We start from the raw sequence: 20,716 nt of genomic DNA, 5'->3' as shown, positions 1-20,716 counted from the left end.
CTCTATCGTATACACATTGAGAAACCAGATTGACAAGTCGCCTTAAGTTCGGCATGTGTGGATATTGACGTAATGAAGTTTGTGTTGGAACGTCTTATTAAAAAGGTAGAACATTGGAAACCTGGATCTCAAAAAAGGTCGATTACCAATATTATCCACCAAATATGTCTAATAAGCTCCCGAATTATTTGCGGACATTCCGCAAACGGAGCGGCCTATCCCAAGCAGAAGTAGCCTTCCTTCTAGGATGTGAACATGGTACTAAAATATCACGCTATGAACGTCAGCAAAGAATTCCCAACCTAAAAACGGTGCTCGCCCTGGAAGTGGTCTATAAGACCATGAGCAAACACCTGTTTGAAGGGGTATATCACGAGATAGAATATCAGGTAAAAGAACGCGTTGCAATACTGCACAAACAGATAACGAAAAAAGAAACTACACCAACCACACTTCATAAGCTTCGGAGTTTGAAAGAGCTTCTTGATGAGCTTTCTAATTAGGCCGTGTCCACACATAGAGCTTCTAAGTACTATGACAGACTCTCGTGTCGTCGCCATCGACCCGACAAGCCATGGATATGGATTTGTTGTTTTCGAAGGCCCAGCAAAACTCGTTGATTGGGGCCACACACAAATTAGGCCGGCTGGACGTACAGAATGCTTGGAATCAATTGCTCAACTGCTAGCCTGGTATAACCCAGCCGTAGTTGTTCTTGAGGATTGGCAAAGTCCCAAGTCAAGAAGAAGTAAGCGTGTGAAAAATCTCATATCAGATCTGGTAGATTTTATCATGGAATCTAAAGCTGAGGTGGAATGCTACTCTACCCATGAGATTGCGCGCTCTTTTTCTTCTGATGGGCAAATCACCAAACATGAGATTGCAAAAAGACTTGCCGAATCCTATCCGGAGCTTTCATCCAAGTTACCACCTAAGAGAAGAATATGGAAAAGCGAAGATGAGAGATCCAGCATTTTCGATGCTGCTGCACAAGCGCTGACCTATTACTACACGAGCCGGCAATTGTTAGAATTCTCAGCCCCATGATTCAACGTTCATCTCACGCTACTCAGGCTGTAATGTACTCCTCCAGTAACAAAGTGCTGATCCTGCAATTCTCCTGCGCTCAGAATGGGCAACCCGCCAAAGGGTTGCCCTTCTTTTTTAAGGTTTTTTTATTACTCGCTTGCATTACACAAGCCAGATGTGTATATCTATATTAGAGGTAGTTAGCTTTTTTAAGCATTGCCTTAATTATGCAAACCACAAACCTATGCAGAGGTTGTGGTTTTTACGCTTGCTTTTATGCAAGTATGATTGTTTGATCGGGCCAATAGCCCGATATATTATGAATTGCTTTTGTGTGAGAAGCAAATTAAGGTTTTCGGTCAACCATTACCTTTAAAACCGAGCTAAAGCTAGATGAGTGTTGGGGATGTTCTTTTCAGCGCTAACTTTTGCAAGACGCTCATGGTAGTGTACTCGGCTGTTACAGCTGATGAACTTCCATGTTACATCTATGCTTTGGCTATAAAAGCAAAATTGCATCGGGCACATTCCTAGTGCTGCCCACAGTATCCAACATGCAAAGAACAGTGCAACCTGAGTAGATTCGTTGATCCCGCTGGGGCCATCCTGTTAAATGAACTGCTCGTTAAGGTTGCACTTTACTGAACTGCCGATTGTCAAAGCATAGAGCTTTGGTGGTCGGCTTTTGTCGTTTATACGTTTTTTTGTTCGTCAATCGCCGTCATCGCTGCAATGTGCATCAATAGAAATTGCCGAAAGACGGCAATACGAAGCTTTGAACCCGTTTGAGAATCTCACCTATCAAAAAAACGGGCCAAAGGTGTGATAGACCTAGGACCCGTTTGAGAACATCAAACACGTGGTTTGAAGCCTCACCGATAAGACACCCCGGAGGGTGAATTCGAATTAGACTTACATGCTAGTCTATTTCAAGCTGAATGTCAATGTTATTTGGAGCATTTGGTTTCTAGCCGGCGTTGCCGGTTCACCTCTCCGGGTGTGTTCAATTAAAAAAACATGGTGATTTACATGTTTAAAAACACACCTGCGATAATTATTGTCGCATTTCTCGCCATTTGCCCCTCTGCATTGGGGCAGAATTCTGACGGCACATACTTCAAAGTATGTGTCATTCAGGATAAATCAGGGAGCAGTGCCAACTTTGGTACACCCCAAATCAAAGAGGGCGACTTCTACCCACTCTTTGACGCTCAGTTGAAGGTTGGTGGAGAGATAGCCTTTGGAATGCTCGACGACTCTAGCAACTGGCCGCTGAAGCGATTTTATGTCTCACCGGTACCGCCACTACCGGTAGAGGAGCACGCTTTCAGCAACAGAGCCAAGGTCGAAGCCAGAAAGAAGTACAACCGTGACTTGATCGCCTGGAAGACTAAACGGGAAAAAAGACACCAGCGTTTCCAGCTTGACCGTGACCTTTTCCTCAATGAAATCGCCGACGACCTATCACGCGGCGTTGACGCAACTAGCAGTGACGTAATAGGCGCACTCGTACGATGTCATAGATTTCTGGCGGAGATGGATGCTGATTTAACAGGTGCCGATTACATACCGTTTATCCTGTTCATTTCCGATGTCGAGCAAGCTCTGAGTTCAATGTTCCGGCAGCAAAACCCGGATCGAGATTACGCAATGCCAGCACCGGGTGCGTTACCCTATGCCAAGAACATATACGTGGTGAACGGCCGGCTTCACAAAGGATCGCTCGCCCAGGCAGGATTTAGGGTAAAAGCCTTCGAAGGTATTGCTTCTGCAATTCGGACGATTGTTTCCATTTCAACATCTGAGGAGGTGCGCTAATGTATATACCTACAGATATAACTCAGCCTAAGTATCGGAATATCCGCGACAAGGAAATAGCTGATGCTGTTGATGATCTCGATCGGCTTCAAAACGTCGTCAATACGACCGGAAACCAGATTGCTGACATTGAAGACCGGCTCGAAGAATCCATTAAAGAGTCGGCTGCACACGAAGAAAAATTCAGATGGCTAACCGGTAACGCATTAGGCGAGCGTCCAATGTTTTTCTTTGCATGGGCACTTGCACTGGCTTTGCCGCTGGCAGAAATCCTCATTGTTGGCATACAGTCTACAGGTAGCCTCTTGATCGCTTCGGAGCTGCCGCTACTGCTGAGCTTTATCCACATTGGATTACTCATGTATGTGATAAGACTGAGAATTACTCTCACCAAGAATGAGTGGCCGCTACCTCCTTTACCGGATGAGGACCAACGTCTTTCGTTCAAAAATCTAAGAAGATACCCGGTACTCACAAGATCGAAATGGCTGGTTGTTCTCATTCTAGCCGGCTGGGCTTTTATGGTCTTGGTAATGGCCGACATCGAGCTAGTCAAATACGAAAATGAACTCGCTCACACAGATGCAATAATGAATGGAACAGTGCCAGTACTGCAGGAAATTCCTGGAATTATTGAAGCAGCGTTACACAATCCGGTGATTTTCTTGTACACGTTCCTTGTGTTCTTGGGGAATGCTCTCGTAGCACTTTTTGATTGGCATCTGTATGCCGGCTTCATGTACAGAGTAGGCTATATGCCGATCCACAAGTCACTCAAGAAAACAAGAGCGGGGCTTAAGAATGGCTTGAGAGACCTTTTGCAAGACCTATATACTGCCTTCTCACATTACAGAGCAAAGAAAAGGGAGTACGAGCGAAGATATAGCCCCTTCAATCCACCGGACGAGACGTTTAGTCATCGTACGAGGAAGTATATAGACGACCAACATGGCGGCTCGGATGAAGCAGATGATCCTGGAGTAGCCGGTGTGCCCGAACCTGTCATATTTGACCCTCCTTCGGGAGATGGTCATATGAATGAGGCTACTCAGTCATTATAAAACCAAGAACAATGAAAGGGAGCATCAGGCAATCGAGTCTGGTGCTCCCTTTTCCATATAGAGGATTTCCATGAATGAATTTATTCTCTCTATGCAGGCGCTTGCTATGGAAGTACTAAATCTCGCGCTCGTACTTTACGGTTTTTACATTGTTGTCTACCCCCTTCTATCTTCCAAACGATTCCCGCATCCTGTTACCGTTCCCAGTAAAATCGCACTCTTTTGTATCCGCACGGTTGGTCTTGTGATAGTTTCTTTGTTTGCCCTGACGATCCCGAATACTCGAACTAAATCGACCACTAAGAATCGCGACGACAGAGCGTATGAAAAAGCACTTTCACTAACATCACTGGATTCCAGAGTGCTCAAAACGCCTAGAAAAGTAACGCACGCACTTGATTCTTGGAACACGGTTCTTGCGAACATTCAGATCTCCCCTGGAGAATATTACACGCTCATAAGCGATGCCGTAACCTCAAGAAGGCTTGCAAATGTAAAGATTACAACTTTTTACACCAAGCAGGGCGGACTCTTCAGTCCCAAGCGGAAATATCTCCGTCTACGTCGCGGCAGACATGTACTTGACATCAGTTGTATTCCTTATGGTAGAGACACGTTGGTTTCCTGGTGGTTAGGGCTGTCGTTCCCAGGAATTTTGGGCTTTATCACCCGGAGGCGATTTATAGGAAAGCCTTTCGTGTGGCTCATAGGCAAGTTTATTAAACCGGCAACATACTATCGGATAGACACTGCTAGGGCATTCAAAAAAGTTATCGAAACTGTCATAAGTGAGGTTCATAAGGAGTTGACCAGTGCAGACGCCTTCCTCTCACTCGACGAGGCTCAAAAGCCCATTCTGCTAGAGCTGTCCGAACACTATGGAGGGCTACACGATGGCTAAACGAGCTGCTTCAGATCCTGCCCCTTTACAAAAAAATGAAAGCGGTCTCTACTCTTTTCATGAGATACTGGGACGCGGATGGACCCTTTGGGATGATCCTATTGAAATAGAACCTCCCTTTAACTATGCCAACAAGGGCAGAAGTGTAGAAAGAACTGTCGTTGACGACGGCAAGAAAGACTGGTTGCCGGTCAGAATAGGACGGCGGTTAGTACAACCATTACTGCGAGCCAAAGCCAATTCGTCCAACCAGGTACTCCCACCTCAATACGTCAAGCCTCGGCGGTACTCTCCCCAAAAAGCACCCATCGAATTGAAATGCGTCATCCCAACAGACTGCCGCATTAAAAAAGAAGTTGCTCTGGAATTTTTACTTGCTATTCCATCTACTGCCGGCGCTACTAGCTTTGAGATTATTGCCACTGCTGAATCTATTGAGGTTCAGTTTGCTACGCGTGAAGATGCTGGACTCTTAACTCAGCACATAAAGGGTTACTTCCCAAGGGTGATCGTTTTCCAAAATCAAAACCACCTAGTCGACGTTTGGCAGGGATCCAACTCAGACAACCAAGTCATCTTCGAAATTGGCTTGTCAGAGGCTTATGCAAAACCAATTCGTGTTCCGGCTACTTTTGAGGTTGACCCATTAATACCGTTTCTGAACGCGCTTGAAAACTTAGAGGCCGGCGAGGTAGCAATAGTTCAAGTTCTTTTTCAACCTGCTCGACATCCTTGGAAGCGACATGCCGCTAGATTGATTCATATAAATACCCAATCAAGCAGGCAGCTGGAAATATCTGAAGTTGCCAAAAGCATACAGAAGAAAATGAGGCAGCCATTCTTCTCGTCGGTAATTAGAATAGCTTCTCGAGCACGTACCGAAGCAGGGCTATGGCACATTGCCGGGTCGTTGACTGATTCATTTCGTCAATTTGGCGCACCAACGGGAAATTCGTTTATCCCACTTGAAAACACCGGGTATACTACCACCAAACAGGAAAAAGACTTGTTCAATAGAACCAGTCATCGAAGTGGTATGCTTCTGGGAGCTAATGAACTGGTAAATTTGGTACATCTGCCTTCCATCTCTGTGAAATCGAGCAAACTTGTTCGGCAAACCAAGAAAACCAAGGCTGTACCTCGAATCGCTGTAGGCAACGATCTCATTCTTGGAGACAATTACCACGACGGCCGTACCGTTAAGGCAAGTTTGAATGGCGAGCAAAGAACAAAGCATACACACATCATCGGGGCATCCGGCACCGGCAAATCGCATCTCCTTCTCAGCCTTCTTATCCAGGATCTCAAAACAAGCAACGGCTTTGCCGTCCTCGATCCTCATGGCGACCTCATCGACAGGCTCTTGCCGTATGTGCCGGAATCCAGACTCGATGATGTCATCCTCTTCGATCCAGCCGACGAGCAATTCCCAATTGGCTTCAACATTCTTCAGGCCCATTCCACGCTCGAAAAGCAGCTTCTCTCCTCTGATCTCGTAGCCGTCTTTAAACGCCTCTCAACGAGCTGGGGCGATCAGATGACATCAGTCCTTGGAAATAGCATTCTTGCATTTCTCGAATCAGAAAAAGGCGGCACACTTGCAGATATGCGACGCTTCCTTGTCGAGAAAGAATTCAGAAAAGAATTCCTCAAAACTGTCACCGACCACGAAGTACTTTACTACTGGCAGAAAGAGTATCCTCTGTTATCTGGTCGTCCACAGGCACCACTCCTGACAAGGCTAGACACGTTCCTTCGGCCTAAACTCATACGGCATATCGTTGCTCAGAAAGAGAATAAGCTGGACTTCGGCCACATCATGAATAGTGGGAAAATCTTGCTTGCCAAACTTGCTCAAGGGGCCATTGGTGAAGAGAATAGTTATTTGCTTGGTTCGCTGCTGGTCTCAAAGTTCTACCAGCTTGCCCTTTCACGTCAGGAGCTCCAGGAAGCCTCTAGGAAGCCGTTTTACCTCTACATTGATGAATTCCATCACTTCATCACACCAACGCTCTCTACGATTCTCTCAGGGGCGAGAAAGTATCGCCTGGGGTTGACGCTGGCTCACCAGGACATGAGGCAATTGCAATCGCGTGATACCGAATTGCAATCAGCAGTTCTCACAAATCCCTATACCCGCATTTGCTTCAGAGTCGGCGACATGGATGCTCGTTCGCTCGAAACAGGGTTTGCGTTCTTTGAAGGAAAGGATCTTCAAAACCTGGGCAGAGGTGAAGCAGTCATTCGGGTTGAGCGGACGGATTATGACTTCAACCTGGAGACATACCCGCTTCCTGAAATAGTGGAGGATTCTGAAAATCACATTCAATCTGTTATTGAACGATCACGGCAGAATTACGGGACGCCCCTTGAAGAGGTCGAAGAACTGTTACAACAAGCACGAGCACCGATTGAAGAGAATGAACCGGCTACTCCGCAACCTAATAAAAGGACGGTAAGAGAAACTGAGCCTCCGGAATCTGTGGAGCCAGTTAATATCGTTGAAGACGATCCAAAAAGACCAATCATTACACCGCCACCAAAACCAAAAGCTGCTCCGCCACCTGCACCAAAGAAAACCCCAAAGCAAAAAGCCCAGTTGGGCAAAGGCGGCCAGCAACACCGCTACCTTCAAGAACTCATTAAACGATGGGGTGAGCATAACGGATTTCGGGCTACCATCGAAAAGCCGATCCCCGATAGTCGGGAGAGTATTGATGTTGCTCTTGAAACGGATGAAACGACAATTGCTTGCGAAATATCCGTCACCTCAACGCCTGATTACGAACTCGGCAACGTGCAGAAATGCCTTAATGCCGGCTACGATACCGTTGCGCTTGTCTCTGCTGATGACAAAACACTCCGAAAAGCCGAAAAGCATATCAAAGCCAAACTCGATAAAAAGAAGCTCCCCAAGGTCAAATTCCTCTCTCCTGAAGATTTGTTTGCATTCCTTGGAGAGATACCGAATTCACGGACCGAAGAAGTTGTGGGTGGGTATACCGTGAAGGTACGCGTGAAGCCCGGCAGTAAAGAGGATGCAGCCACCCGAAAGAAAGCTATCTCTGACGTTATCCTAAGCGCTATGCGAAGGATGAAAGATACATAGGAGGACTCTCATGCCTACGAATGAACACGACACGCCCAGACCTAAGAAAAAAGTCGGTATCTGGATTCGCGTCTCTACCGAAGATCAGGTTAAAGGCGAAAGCCCGGAACACCACGAATACCGGGCAAATACCTACGCCGAAATGAAAGGCTGGGAAGTTGCCGAAGTCTACCGGCTCGACGCCATTTCTGGCAAGTCAGTTAAAGACCGGCCCGAGACCAAGCAGATGCTTGAAGACATTCGGATGGGTCGTATCAGTGGACTCATTTTCTCGAAGCTGGCTCGGCTTGCTCGTAATACCCGTGAGTTGCTTGAGTTTGCTGATATCTTCAGAGAGTTTGATGCAGACCTCATCTCCCTTCAAGAAGCCATCGACACGTCATCTCCTGCCGGCAGACTTTTCTACACGATGCTTGCTGCTATGGCGCAGTGGGAACGCGAAGAGACGGCGGAACGCGTGGCTGCTTCCGTTCCTGTTCGGGCGAAGCTCGGCAAACCGCTTGGTGGCGTCGCGCAGTTTGGATACAAATGGGTAGACGGCAAACTTGAAATCGAACCTTACGAAGCGCCGGTCAGGAAGAAACTCTACGAACTTTTCCTTGAGCATAAGCGCATTCATATTGTTACGAATATGATCAATGAAGCCGGCCACCGAACACGAAAAGGCTCGAAGTTTTCTCGTCGTACCGTCGAGCGATTACTCGAGGATCCTATCGCCAAAGGTAAGTGCCGGCGCAACTACACCAAGCGATCCAGCGATGATATGTCGTGGGATGTTAAAGACGAAGACGACTGGATTTGGATTGACGTTGAGCCGATTGTAGAAACCGATCTCTGGGAGCAGGTCAACCACATCCTCAGCGAGCAGAGAGCACAGCGCAAACCCAAAGCGAGGAAGTCACCCCACCTCTTTGTCGGTCTTATCTACTGTCATTGTGGTGACAAGATGTACAAGCCTTCCAAAACGCCGAAGTATGTCTGCCATGCATGCAGAAACAAGATACCGGTTGACGATCTTGAGCGTGCCTTCCACGCGCAGCTCAAACACTTCATGAGTACACCTGTTGATGTAAACGAAGTACTGAGACAAGCAGACGATGCAATTAGAGAAAAGGAAGAAATCTTAAGCGTATTGGAGAAAGAGAAAGAATCTGTTCAGGCAGAGATGGATAAGACGTACCGCTTGTACATTGATGACAAGATTAGTCCCGATGGATTTGGAAAGATCTATGGACCACTCGAAGAACGAATCAAACAGTTAGAAAGAGAGATTCCATCCATTCAAGGAGAGATCGACTTCAGAAAGATTCAGCATCACAACAGTGATGAAATGCTTTCAAGCGGAAGAAGTATTGCAGAGGGATGGCCTCAGTTCACGACCAAGGAAAAACACCGCATTATCGAGAGTATAGTAGACCGTATAGAAATACACGAAGGCGAGGTCATAATCGACCTCGCCTTCGATCCTACTCTCGAAGAATCCCCATTCTTCTCTAAAAGAATGACAACTTCTGCGCGGAGGGGGACTGCTCCGCGCACAAATTGTCACCTTGGATCGAGGACTAAAAAGCCTATTGGGGCAGATATCCGAGAAAACTCAAAACAGCAGCAAAATTTGGAAAAAGGGTGTATGCATTTGAAATCCACCTGTCTTTCAGGGTTCAATGATTGCAACAATTACAAACGTTTATGATCATTAAACCGACACAGGGGGAACGCAATACCCGTTAATCAGAGTAGGTCGTAAAAAGCGTGGTGGCCTCGGGCTAATCCGAAGGGCCAATCCGCTCAAGTCGTCCAGCCATAGTTGGCTACCCAGTACAGGCCGGCTAAAAGCCCAAATATTAGCAAACAGCCGCAACCACACCCGCACCCTGCCTTGCGTGCACCCCAGACCAAGAACAACCCTTTAAGGTAGGTAAACATGTAATCCAGTTTAACGTGCTATGACTGGTGTTGCTCTGTATGCCGGCTTAGGTAAAACGAATCAGATCTGATCATCCCTACGCCATTCTGATTCCCATACGCAAATATGCCTCCCCACGGTTTCAGAAAAACGCAAGATACAACAGAAAGCCCCGTCTCAATTCACTCCAACTTGTGTACACCTTCGCGGGATGAAACCGTGACAAGATCTATGTCTCCTAATCATGATTCTTCCCGTACCTATAAAGACTCTGCCATAATTCAATGTAAGCACCAAAATTCGCATCTACTTGCGAGGTATTTGCCAGCATCACGTACCCCAGTTCGGTTTTGGGGTCGAACCACAGCATTGAAAATATGCCATCGTCTCCCCCTGAATGGCCGATTACTTTTGCCGGCACACCGAGCTGGTTTTTGTCGATGATCCAGAAAAGGCCGTGGTCCAGCGAGAATTCTTCACCGCCCACGTTTTTAGGTAAAGCCGGCGCAAGCAGTTCTGCCACCATTTTTTCCGAAAAAACTGAGCGCGCATCATACCTGCCCTTGTTAAGGATGACCTGGCAGTAGCGTGTCAACTCTTCAACACTGGCAACGAGGTCCCGTACCGGGTAAATACCGATAGATTGCCTTTCGACTTCCTCAAAGCCATAGGGTGTTCGCAAGTTATATAGCCTGGCGCTGCTGCTATCGTTTTGGGTGGATGCATACCAGGATACAGCTGGCAAATCCATTGGCTCAAAAAGGTACTGCCGGGTAAACGCTTTGAATGACATGCCAGATGTGTATTCCACAATGTATGCAGCCAATGCTGCACTAATGTTGGTATAATCGAAGTAGGTACCAGGTTTGTTATTGGAAAAATTTTGATCTCTATACCAATCACCGGCTGGTGACAAATAGTGAAACACAAAGTCTCGGAGAGGTAACGCGTTTTGAGAGAAGGCCAGGTCTCCCGAGATCTGATCACTGTATGCAATCGTTGACGTATGCGTGGCAAGATGCCTGATCGTTATGGCTTCTTCGGGGAAAAAAGGATTCACAGCAGGAAATGGCAGGTGGTTGTTGATTGGATCGTCAAGGGAAAGCAGCGCCATCTCGTCTGCTAATACGAGGGCCAGCCCAATGGCTGTTTTTGAGACTGAAGCAACAATTTGCTGCGTTTGGGTGGTATACAGGGTCCGCAATTTCAGGTCCGCATATCCGTACCCCTTGGCGAATAATATGTCATCTTTGTTGAAGACAGCGACAGCAAAGCCGGCAACCAGGCCATCATCAACAATCAGTTGCAGGGTCTGATCTAATTCAGTTTCATCGATGGGTGGGTGGCAGGCGCTGCTAATCAAGCAGATAAATACAATAAGAAGGCATTTCGATCTCATGGTCATGATGGGTTAAGCATTAATGGATACACGTAGCAACCAGAAGACGAACGAAAGCCTCAAAACAGGACACGATAAGCTTAACGCCTCCTCCTCCCTGGCCGATACCCTTACTACCCATCCAAGCCGCACGAAAAACCTAGCCCGAAGTACTGTGAGCGCATTCAAGTTTGAAGAGTTGAGTGGTGAGTGCCTGCATGGCCAGCCAAATATTCCGCTTATTACCGAAGCGATGAACCGATTCCGGCACGCACAAAACACCATTCGTGGTCAGCGGCTGGACATTCTCGAATTCCCCTATGCCACCAGTAAACACGCCCGTCCAGGCCAGGATAACGTGTTTGTGCGGTATCACCGCGACTTGCACCGGTTTGAAATAAAAGTGTACGAAGTTGGGCACTACAACGCCAAGAAATTGCTCGGGCACTACCTGTTGCAGGAACGTAAGCCGGAAGACCAGTACGAGATGACCATAAGTTAGGCATCGGGTGCGCCCAATGGTGTATCCGCGTGGACAGATTATTTCCTATCTAGAAGATTAATGTTGTTTAATCTTTACTTATTTACGTGTCCGCCCGTACATGAAGAGGGGAAATATATCCACAAAAAAGCCGGTGTCTATTCCTAACCCTGGTCTATCCATCAACAGCGACAATCTACTCCTCCCTCCCGCGCTCCCGCACTATTATATCGATCGCCCCGCTGTTGTATCAAGGTTAGCAAAAACGATTCAGAAAGCCGGCCAGCAAGGAAAAAGTACGTCAACGGTACTACAAGGCCCAGCCGGCTCCGGCAAAAGCACCATTGCAGCAGCGCTATGCCAACTCGAAGAAGTCCAGCAAGCTTTCCCAGATGGTATTGCCTGGCTCAATTTCGGCACAAAACCCTATGATCTGACAGATCAGATCAACAAACTGGGGCGCGCGCAACGTAGCAACTGGACCGAAGCAACGTCCAGCGATGAAGCACTGCTGGCTTTGAAAACGTTGCTTGATGACTGTGCCATGCTGCTCGTGCTGGATGATGTACAGTCTGTACGGCAGGCGTTTCAAATCAAGGCAAGCAGCCCAAAAACACGCCTCCTCATTACAACGCGAAACACCCGTGTTGCAGAAGCACTAGGCGCACGGGCTGCCAATGCACCACCCTTGCAGATTGACGATGCCAATGCGCTGATCAATGCGTTCAAAACGCTGAGCGTATCGACCAATGCCGTGCTGGCAGAACGCCTGCGCTACATCCCACACAACATTGTACTGGCAGCACTTCTGATTCAAGGCGGGCACAATATCGATGCCCTCCTGGCCTCGTTGGATGGCCACACGCAGGAAACCCTGCAGCAACACCTGATTGGGCTACATCTAGATAAAATGCCGGCAGCCAAGCAAGAGTTCTGCGGAGCGCTCGGCATTTTACCAACCCGGACGCCCCTGCCCATTTCTGCAATTCACCTCTTGTGGCACAAACTGGAAGACGCCCACGGTAAAGTAAATCATCTTGAGCTGATCGAAGAACTGGTAGAGCTTGATATCATCCGGCGCAGAAGCAATGGGAGTACTGTTACGCTAAACAACCAACTTGCTGATTACATAGAAGAGCACCGCGAAGAAGAAATAGAGACCTGGCACGAAGCCTTGCTGGCGGCTTATAACCGCAACGATTTGCCGTGGCCCGAATTACCAGATGACGGCTACCTGTATCGCTTCCTTTGTTATCACCTGTCTGCCTCTGCACGAGGTGATGAATTACCAGCTTTACTGCTATCGTTTGAATGGTTGCAAGCCAAGCTCAACTTCACAGACGCCGATGCCCTTTTTGAGGATTTTAACTACGTCCGTGAAGACAAGACCCTTCGCGTGATACAGGAAGCATTGCGGCTCTCTGCTCCTATTCTGTCATCCGACGCATCGCAACTAGGCAACCAGATGATAGGCCGGCTCCAGGAACTGGAGATCCCGGCCATTCGCGACCTGGTTGATGCCGTGAGAATCACCGGAAAACCCGAGCCCGTCTGGCTCGACCCGATCAAAGTGAACCTGGATATCCCGGGCAGTTCGCTCCTGCAGACCTATCGTGGGCACGACGATGTCATCCATGCCATCGATATCGAGCCAGATGGCCGGAAAGCAATTTCCGCCTCCAGTGATCAGACGCTCAAGCTGTGGGACCTGCGCACGGGTGCCCAATTGCGCACCTTCAAAGGGCATCGCGACCTCGTACACACCGTTTCTTTCACACCCAACGGCAAATATGCCGTATCCGGCTCCGATGACCTTACCCTGAAAGTATGGGACATCGAGCAAGGCACCAACCTTCACACATACGCGCTGCACGAAGACAAAATCCTGGCGATTGTGCCGCTGCCACACGACAACGTTTTGTCTTCGGATGAGTCCGGCCGGCTGATTCTGTGGGATCTCTGGACTGGAGAAATCAAGCAGACATTTGACGCGCCAATAAACCGTATCTGGTCGATGGCCCTGTCGCCAGACAACCGGATGGTGTTTACCGCCGGCGATGACCACGCCATCGGCTGCATCGACCTGAAGAAGAACCGCACGAGTAAAATCAAGCTCACGGCCCATGACGACTGGATCTGGTCCATTAAAATCACACCCGACGGTCGGCACCTTGTCAGTGCATCCGAAGACCAGACCGTAATCGTTTGGGACTTGTTTAGCGGGCAAGTGGCAAAGGTGCTTACCGGGCACCAGGCCGGCGTACGGGCTATAGATCTTTCTCACGATGGGCGCATCCTCGTCAGTGCCTCTGAAGACCAGTCCATGATTGTATGGGACTTTGAAAAAGGCAAAATCCTGCGAACGTTCACCGGACACGACGACTGGGTGTGGGACATGGGTGTCACGCCAGACGGTAAAGGCGTGCTTTCCGCCTCAGACGACTCGTCACTCAAACTGTGGAGCCTCACCGGTCATACCTATCAAATCCAGAAAGAGGCGCACAACAAAGGGGTGCGTGCGCTCGCCATTTCACCCGACAATACACAATTGCTCTCTGGCTCTGATGATACCTCGCTCATGAAGTGGCGGATAGACTCTGCTACAGTTGACGCCACGTTTCGGGGGCACACAGACTGGGTTTGGGATCTGGCTATTTCTTCAAGGGGTCGGTTTGCTGTATCTACATCGTTTGACTGCTCCATCAATGTATGGGACTTGCAAAGCGAGTCGTGTATGCACATCCTGAATGGTCACGATGACTGGGTATGGTGCGCAGCGCTTGCCTGGAATGACCGATTTCTTGTCACCGGCTCAGAAGACAAAACCATTGGTATTTGGGATATCGAACAAGGCCGGCTCGTAAAGAAATTACATGGCCACACCGGAGGGGTTACTTCCGTAGTCATCTCAAATGACAACCGCCTGGTGATCTCTGCGTCGCTCGATCATACCGTTCGCGTGTGGAGCATCCAGGAAGGCCGGTTGCTACATGTACTTAAAGGGCACACCGGGCCTGTACGTGCCCTCGTTATCTCATCACTCGACCAGCGTATTATTTCCTCGTCAGATGATGGCACCATTCGGGTATGGAATTTTAGTGTTGGATTTGAAAGCGGCTGCTTGAAAGGGCATGTAGGACCTGTTCGTCATCTATCGCTCACGCCAATGGGATACCACCTCATTTCAGCCGGCGAAGACCAGATAATTCGCATCTGGGACCTGTCGCTGGATGAATGCGTGTTTGAGTTGCATGGCCACCAGAAAGACATCCGCCAAATTGCCGTTTCGCGGGATGGCCGGTACATCGCCTCCGCTGGCGACGACCATGCCCTGTTTTTGTGGGATATCGAAGAAGGCAAACGCGTCAGCAGTTTCTATGCAGATCATCCGCTAACACGCTGCATCTTTACGATAGATGGCCTCCGCGTAATTGCCGGGGATGCCGGCGGCGGGGTCCACTTCCTGAAGATCGACGAACTTGGATTTGCCGGGTAAGGCCAGCGTTATAAAACCAGCACTATGACTTCTTCCGCAGTCGCACCCCAAAAACACCATCCATTTTGTGTTTGTGGGGTAACGTGGCAAGGCATCCTTTGGTATTTACAACCGCTGCCGGCAACAAGTCATCAGCGCGCTCTCTTTCAAAGTCGGGATGCGTATCGAGGAATTTCTTGACCTGCACCTTGTTCTCTTCGGGCGCGATGGTGCATGTGCTGTACACAACGTATCCGCCCGGCTTAACCATTTTGGCAGCAGCTGCCAATAACTCAGCTTGCAATTCAGCAACTTTGGGGATGTCTTCTTTTTGTCGCGTCCACCGGAGATCAGCACGTTTGGATAGTACGCCCAGGCCAGAGCAAGGCGCATCGAGCAACACTTTGTCCACTTGCTCGGCACGCTCCATGGTGCGCAAGTCCCCCACTGTACGTTTAATCCATGTTGCATCGTACCGTTCGATCACCTGGTCAAGCTTTTTCAGGCGCTCTTCCTGTATATCAACGGCTTCGAGGCTGCCTTTGCCTTCCATCAGGGATGCCGCATAAATGGCTTTGCCACCGGGTGCAGCGCAGGCGTCGATAATGGTTTCGCCAGGCTTGGGATCGAGCAGGCAAACAATCAGGCCCGAGCTTTCGTCTTGAACAGCGCAAAGGCCATCGCGCAGGAATCCCTGCCGGACCAAAGGTTGCAAGCGCGGCACCCGCACAAAGTCTTCAAGGTGGTGCGCCGGCTCCCAGGCTACCTCAAGCTCATCCAATTGCGTTTTGAACGCATCAACTGAGATCTTCGCTTTGTTAATGCGCACGGAGTAGACAGGCCGGGTGTTATTCCATTCCAGCAGGTCTTCAACTTTATCCGGATATCGCTGAAGCCATCTGTATACCAGCCAGTTCGGATGGGAAAACTTTACCCCCAACTCATTGGCCCTGATCCGGGCGCGCGGTTTGGGCAGGTTATCCCGGTTGCGGTCTATGGAACGTAAAATGCCATTAACGAGGCCACCCGCACCTTCACGAACCGCGCGCTTGGCCAGCTCAACGGCTTCATTAATCGAAGCATGCGGCGGCGTACGCAGGAAAAGCAGATCGTATGCCCCAAGGCGTAAAATCTGGACAATCAGCGGCTCCATTTTCTCAAACTCCCCTTTATAAAACGACTCGATGAGGAAATCGAGCCAGCGCTTCCAGCGGGTGATACCAGAGACGTACTCTTTTACTTGCCGGTGCTCTTGCGCAGAACTGATTGGCATCGACGCGTCATCGTCAAATCCTGGCCGGCTGCGCATTTTTTCCAACTGCAATAGCTGTTGTATCGCCAGGGCGCGAGAAGATTTGATTTGTTGCAAGGCTTCGAGATTCACTCTGGCCATAAGGGAAGGTACTCCGGATTGGGTTATTTGGTTAGATAGACGCGTTTGCCGGTGGCGGCAGACTCGCGGGCAGCATCCAGAATGCGGGTCACCATGATATTGTTCTCCAATGCAGAAAGATCGTGTGGTGCCGGCACAATGCTCTCGTCTACCACAGCCTTCAAATAGGAAAGCGGATCTGCCTCGGCACCGGTCAATGGCGCAGCCACTACATCCTCTCGCGGTGAATCAAGCGGGGCAACTTGCATAGCTTTGCTGTTCAAAGCGATCGCCATGCCGGCATCGCCATAGACTTCCATGTCTTTCCGATGATACGGCCAATTCCATGACGCCTGAATAATGCCTTGCGCGCCAGCGTAGGTAACCAGGATGTTTGTTTCGTCATCCACCTTGCTGTACACCGGGTCTGATTTTAGTTGCTGCGTAACAGCCATCACAGACTCTGGCATTTCTCCTTTTAGCAGCCAGGTCATCAGGTTGGCCCCGTAACACCCGAAGTCAGTTAAGGCTCCACCCCCATTCAGCACCGGATCTACCAGCCAGTCCAGAAACTCTTTGTCTACACCAATTTCTTTGGGGCCAAAATGACCGTCGTGTACCACAATTTTGCGTAACGTTCCCAGCGCACCGGCTTCAACCATTTGGTATGCGTGTGCATTACTGGCATACCAGGTGGTTTCATAATTGACCAATACGTGAATCCCACCAGCCTTTGCGGCTTTGTACATTCTATTCGCGTGGTCCATACTTACTGCCAGCGGCTTTTCCATCATCACATGAATCCCCAGCGGTGCAGCCATCTCAACAATTTCTGTATGGTCGAACGTGTTGGTAAAAAGCGTCAAGGCTGCCGGCTTTCCTTCTTCGAGTAGTTTTTCGAGGTTTGTGTACCGAAGGTTTGTAGGGACGTTATAAAGGTCTCCGTATTTTTTCACAAGGGCAGCATCTGCATCATAAACACCAACCACCTCAATATCCGAGCGCTGCATGGCATCCCGCAGAAAGCCGTGTACGTGGCCGTGTACCACACCAACAATTGCAATTTTGAGGGGTGCATCTGATGCCGGCTGTGCTGTGCTTTTGTTTACTGTCATCATAAAAAAGATTAAACAGCACAAAGCCGGCCATACGAAAAGAGACCTGTGCATCGTTCTGAAAATATTGAGGCGCATAAGCGGGAGCATAGTAAAGGTGGAAAGATCGGAATGTAGTCTTAACTGGTGAGACCAACCGCAAGTTAATGGATTCTTGATATATGTTGCCATTACACCAAATGCTACCACACCAACTGCAACAATTCCTAACAAGCGTCTGTAAGCAGAGTACAGCTCAATCGTAAAGTCTTTTTGAAGGCCCTTTCTTCAAATGCATCTTTTTTGATACCAGAGCCGTAGCGCTGCTTTTAGTACTTGTAGAAATTACAAAATGGCCGGCGACATTCTCCATGTTGTTGCGTCTGTTCTATTAGATCCGTTTTCGAAACAGGCGGATAAACCACACCCTGAAGCCACACCCCATATCATGAAAAGACCCTGGATTATCGGCGGCGCTATTGTGCTTGCCCTTGTCGCCAGTGCCATGTTTTTCTTTAATGAACCCGCTGAGGAAGCTGCCGTTTTGATGGTGCAGCCCGAAATTGGCCCCTTTCAGGTCACTGTAACAGCAACGGGAGAATTAAAGGCCAAGAACTCAATCGAAATCTACGGTCCCAGCCGTGCACGCCAGGCGCAAATCTACCAGATGAAAATCCTGCAGCTTATCCCGGAGGGCAAAGTTGTAAAGAAAGGAGACTTTGTTGCTGAGCTGGACAAATCTGAACTGAACAGTAAAATCCAGACTGCGCAGATCGATTTGCAAAAAGCGGAATCTCAATACACACAAACCGCGCTCGACACGGCACTTACCCTGAGTAAAGCCAGGGATGAGTTGGTCAACATGCGCTATGCAATGGAAGAGGCAGAGCTTCGGAAAGAGCAGGCAGCCTATGAACCCCCAACGGTGCAGCGGCAGGAAGAAATCAATTTTGAAAAAGCACAAAGAACGTTTAGCCAGGCTTCAAAAAACTACGTAACCCAGGTTGATCAGGCCCGTGCCAAAATGCAGGAAGTTCAGGCTGAACGCTCCAAGTCGCGGAATGCCTTCAATGACATGCGTGCCATTGCAAACGAGTTTACTATCCTGGCGCCAGAAAATGGCATGTTGATTTACAAGCGGGACTGGCGGGGCAACAAAACTACTGTTGGCGGTACGGTCAATTCCTGGGACCCGGTAGTAGCGGAGCTCCCTGATCTTTCAGTGATGGAGTCTATCACGTATGTCAACGAAGTAGATATCCAGAAAGTCAAAGCTGGTCAGTCTGTTAACGTCGGCCTTGATGCCGACGCTGATAAAACGCTGACCGGGAAAATCACCAGCGTTGCCAACATAGGTGAACAGCGGCCAAATTCAGATGCCAAAGTTTTCCAGGTCTCGATTCAAATCAATGAATCGGACAGCACGCTCCGGCCGGCCATGACCACAAGCAACACCATCGTTGTTGCTGAACTGGATGAAGTCATGTTCTTGCCCTTGGAATGTATCCATGCGTCTGATTCCCTCACCTTCGTGTACGCAGAAGATCGGGGTAAAATCAAACGTAAAGAGGTACAACTCGGACTGCTAAATGACAACCAGGTGGTTATCGAGCAAGGCCTGACTACTGATGATCAGGTGTACCTGTCCATGCCCAACGAGATTGACGACTTGCCACTCGTCAGCCTCGACAACCCCATGCAGGAAGCCATCACCGAAAATCAGTAACAAGCTTCATCCACGCCACCCATGTTTGAAAAACTAGCGTACAACTTCGTAATAGCGGTTGAATCGATTACGTTCAACAAGCTACGCGCCCTCCTCACCTCCCTTGGGATTATCTTTGGGGTTGCCTCAGTTATCTCAATGCTGGCCATCGGGTCTGGCGCCCAGGAAGAGATCCTTGGCCAGATCAAGTTGCTCGGTGCCAACAACATAATCATCCAGCCGATTGAAAAGCAGGAAGAAGGTGCGGTAGATGAAGAAGAGAGCAACCTCGAAGAGAAGCAGCCTTTTTCTCCCGGACTCACGGTGGCCGACGCAGAAAGCATTGCCCGGTTAATTCCGGGAGTGGAAAGCGTCAGCCCCGAAGTGATTACGGAGACCACTGCCTTACGGGCCGGCTTGAGACGTAGCACAAAACTGGTGGGGGTTGGACAGGCATTTTTCGAAACCGCCGGTTTTGAACTCGCAGAAGGCAGTTATTTCTCGGAAGAACACTTCGCCTCTTCAGCACCCGTTGCTATTATCGGCCAGGATGTCAAAACAAAGTTCTTCACCAAAGAAGAGGCAATCGGTAACCGGATCAAGTGCGGCCGGCTTTGGCTTACGGTCATAGGGGTACTAAAAGAACGCAACATTGCCGCAGAGAATATCGAGCGACTGGGGATTCGGAACTACGACCTCGATATCTACACCCCCATTACCACGCAATTTTTGCGTTATGAAAACCGCGCGTTACTCACCAAACAGGATATCCAGGAAGGTGAGTCGGATCGCCGGCGCGGCCGTGAATCTGACGAAAGTCATCACCAGTTGGATAGGCTCGTGGTCCGGGTTGAACAATCTGAGTATGTAAAACCGGTAGCTGATGTAGTGAGTCGGATGCTCGAACGCCGGCACTACGGCGTAGTCGACTATGAGGTGATCATTCCCGAGGTACTCCTGCAGCAAGAGCAACAAACGCAGGACCTGTTCAATATTGTGCTGGCTGCCATCGCATCTATCTCTTTGATTGTAGGCGGCATAGGCATTATGAACATTATGCTGGCCTCTGTCATGGAGCGTATTCGCGAAATTGGGGTGCGCAGGGCTGTAGGTGCAACCAAGCAAGATATCAGCTACCAGTTTGTCATTGAAGCCATGACGTTGAGTTTCTCAGGCGGGGTGTTTGGCATTTTGCTCGGCATGGCCATCAGTGGCCTCATTGAAAGCTTCACGGGCATCAGCACCATCGTCTCTTTGGGCTCCGTTGCGCTAGCCTTTCTTGTCTCGGTGACCATCGGCCTTGTGTTTGGCATCCTGCCAGCCAAAAGGGCATCTGAGAAAAACCCTGTTGAAGCCTTGCGCCACGAGTAATTCTCCCGGTATTCCC

General features: G+C 49.2%; 14 protein-coding genes. 11 read left to right on the top strand and 3 right to left on the bottom strand.

Going from position 1 to position 20,716, the window contains the following annotated elements; all coding sequences use genetic code 11:
* Nucleotides 1–113: 113 nt before the first annotated feature.
* The 7 genes from AAF564_02800 (at nt 114) to AAF564_02770 (ending at nt 9,611) form a co-directional block, all read left to right on the top strand.
* Nucleotides 114–503 (top strand): helix-turn-helix transcriptional regulator, encoded by a 390-nt coding sequence (locus tag AAF564_02800; GenBank protein ID MEM8484446.1) that lies wholly within the window; start codon nt 114–116, stop codon nt 501–503.
* A 31-nt stretch (nt 504–534) separates the two neighbouring features.
* Complete coding sequence (locus tag AAF564_02795; protein ID MEM8484445.1) at nt 535–1,047, top strand: hypothetical protein; 513 nt, start codon at nt 535–537, stop codon at nt 1,045–1,047.
* Between the two features lie 1,011 nt (nt 1,048–2,058).
* Complete coding sequence (locus AAF564_02790) at nt 2,059–2,847, top strand: hypothetical protein (GenBank protein ID MEM8484444.1); 789 nt, start codon at nt 2,059–2,061, stop codon at nt 2,845–2,847.
* Entirely contained in the window at nt 2,847–3,908 is a 1,062-nt protein-coding gene (locus AAF564_02785; protein MEM8484443.1) for a hypothetical protein, read from the top strand. The genes AAF564_02790 and AAF564_02785 overlap by 1 nt, the downstream gene beginning before the upstream one ends.
* Before the next feature lie 70 nt (nt 3,909–3,978).
* Nucleotides 3,979–4,809 (top strand): hypothetical protein, encoded by an 831-nt coding sequence (locus AAF564_02780; protein ID MEM8484442.1) that lies wholly within the window; start codon nt 3,979–3,981, stop codon nt 4,807–4,809.
* Nucleotides 4,802–7,918 (top strand): type IV secretory system conjugative DNA transfer family protein, encoded by a 3,117-nt coding sequence (locus AAF564_02775; GenBank protein ID MEM8484441.1) that lies wholly within the window; start codon nt 4,802–4,804, stop codon nt 7,916–7,918. The genes AAF564_02780 and AAF564_02775 overlap by 8 nt, the downstream gene beginning before the upstream one ends.
* Nucleotides 7,919–7,928: 10 nt before the next feature.
* Entirely contained in the window at nt 7,929–9,611 is a 1,683-nt protein-coding gene (locus AAF564_02770) for a recombinase family protein (GenBank protein MEM8484440.1), read from the top strand.
* A gap of 451 nt (nt 9,612–10,062) precedes the next feature.
* Here AAF564_02770 and AAF564_02765 read toward each other — a convergent pair whose 3' ends face one another.
* Nucleotides 10,063–11,223 (bottom strand): serine hydrolase domain-containing protein, encoded by a 1,161-nt coding sequence (locus tag AAF564_02765; protein MEM8484439.1) that lies wholly within the window; start codon nt 11,221–11,223, stop codon nt 10,063–10,065.
* 22 nt (nt 11,224–11,245) lie between these two features.
* Here AAF564_02765 and AAF564_02760 point away from each other — a divergent pair, with 22 nt between their 5' ends.
* Together AAF564_02760 and AAF564_02755 are read left to right on the top strand one after the other, a co-directional pair.
* Nucleotides 11,246–11,704 carry a hypothetical protein gene (locus tag AAF564_02760; protein ID MEM8484438.1) on the top strand — a complete coding sequence of 153 codons (459 nt, stop codon included), beginning with the start codon at nt 11,246–11,248 and terminating at the stop codon, nt 11,702–11,704.
* A 133-nt stretch (nt 11,705–11,837) separates the two neighbouring features.
* Nucleotides 11,838–15,179, top strand: a complete 3,342-nt coding sequence (locus AAF564_02755; GenBank protein ID MEM8484437.1) for an NB-ARC domain-containing protein — start codon at nt 11,838–11,840, stop codon at nt 15,177–15,179.
* A 22-nt stretch (nt 15,180–15,201) separates the two neighbouring features.
* On the opposite strand, the gene rsmB is transcribed toward AAF564_02755, so the two are convergent.
* Both rsmB and AAF564_02745 read right to left on the bottom strand, forming a co-directional pair.
* Nucleotides 15,202–16,551: a 16S rRNA (cytosine(967)-C(5))-methyltransferase RsmB gene (rsmB, locus tag AAF564_02750; GenBank protein ID MEM8484436.1), complete on the bottom strand. Its 1,350-nt coding sequence runs from the start codon at nt 16,549–16,551 to the stop codon at nt 15,202–15,204.
* Between the two features lie 23 nt (nt 16,552–16,574).
* The gene (locus AAF564_02745) at nt 16,575–17,648 is read right to left on the bottom strand and encodes a Gfo/Idh/MocA family oxidoreductase (GenBank protein MEM8484435.1); all 1,074 of its coding nucleotides are present in this window, start codon (nt 17,646–17,648) and stop codon (nt 16,575–16,577) included.
* Between the two features lie 328 nt (nt 17,649–17,976).
* Between AAF564_02745 and AAF564_02740 the strand changes: the two genes are divergently transcribed.
* Nucleotides 17,977–19,350 carry an efflux RND transporter periplasmic adaptor subunit gene (locus AAF564_02740; GenBank protein ID MEM8484434.1) on the top strand — a complete coding sequence of 458 codons (1,374 nt, stop codon included), beginning with the start codon at nt 17,977–17,979 and terminating at the stop codon, nt 19,348–19,350.
* A gap of 21 nt (nt 19,351–19,371) precedes the next feature.
* A complete protein-coding gene (locus AAF564_02735) occupies nt 19,372–20,700 on the top strand; it encodes an ABC transporter permease (protein ID MEM8484433.1) in 1,329 nt (442 codons plus the stop codon).
* The last annotated feature ends 16 nt before the right edge of the window (nt 20,701–20,716 follow it).

This window comes from Bacteroidota bacterium, assembly GCA_039111535.1.
In the GTDB taxonomy this organism is placed as follows: Bacteria; Bacteroidota; Rhodothermia; order Rhodothermales; family JAHQVL01; genus JBCCIM01.
Note: the sequence above shows the minus strand (reverse complement) of the source record. Positions and strands in the feature narration are given on the sequence as shown.

Bases quoted from the DNA above. Each gene is read 5' to 3' on its own strand.
- AAF564_02785 (MEM8484443.1), top strand. From the start codon at position 2,847: ATGTATATACCTACAGATATAACTCAGCCTAAGTATCGGAATATCCGC.
- AAF564_02775 (MEM8484441.1), top strand. From the start codon at position 4,802: ATGGCTAAACGAGCTGCTTCAGATCCTGCCCCTTTACAAAAAAATGAA.
- AAF564_02760 (MEM8484438.1), top strand. From the start codon at position 11,246: ATGGATACACGTAGCAACCAGAAGACGAACGAAAGCCTCAAAACAGGA.
- AAF564_02765 (MEM8484439.1), bottom strand. From the start codon at position 11,223: ATGAGATCGAAATGCCTTCTTATTGTATTTATCTGCTTGATTAGCAGC.
- AAF564_02770 (MEM8484440.1), top strand. From the start codon at position 7,929: ATGCCTACGAATGAACACGACACGCCCAGACCTAAGAAAAAAGTCGGT.
- AAF564_02740 (MEM8484434.1), top strand. From the start codon at position 17,977: ATGGCCGGCGACATTCTCCATGTTGTTGCGTCTGTTCTATTAGATCCG.
- AAF564_02790 (MEM8484444.1), top strand. From the start codon at position 2,059: ATGTTTAAAAACACACCTGCGATAATTATTGTCGCATTTCTCGCCATT.
- AAF564_02795 (MEM8484445.1), top strand. From the start codon at position 535: ATGACAGACTCTCGTGTCGTCGCCATCGACCCGACAAGCCATGGATAT.
- rsmB (MEM8484436.1), bottom strand. From the start codon at position 16,551: ATGGCCAGAGTGAATCTCGAAGCCTTGCAACAAATCAAATCTTCTCGC.
- AAF564_02745 (MEM8484435.1), bottom strand. From the start codon at position 17,648: ATGATGACAGTAAACAAAAGCACAGCACAGCCGGCATCAGATGCACCC.
- AAF564_02735 (MEM8484433.1), top strand. From the start codon at position 19,372: ATGTTTGAAAAACTAGCGTACAACTTCGTAATAGCGGTTGAATCGATT.
- AAF564_02780 (MEM8484442.1), top strand. From the start codon at position 3,979: ATGAATGAATTTATTCTCTCTATGCAGGCGCTTGCTATGGAAGTACTA.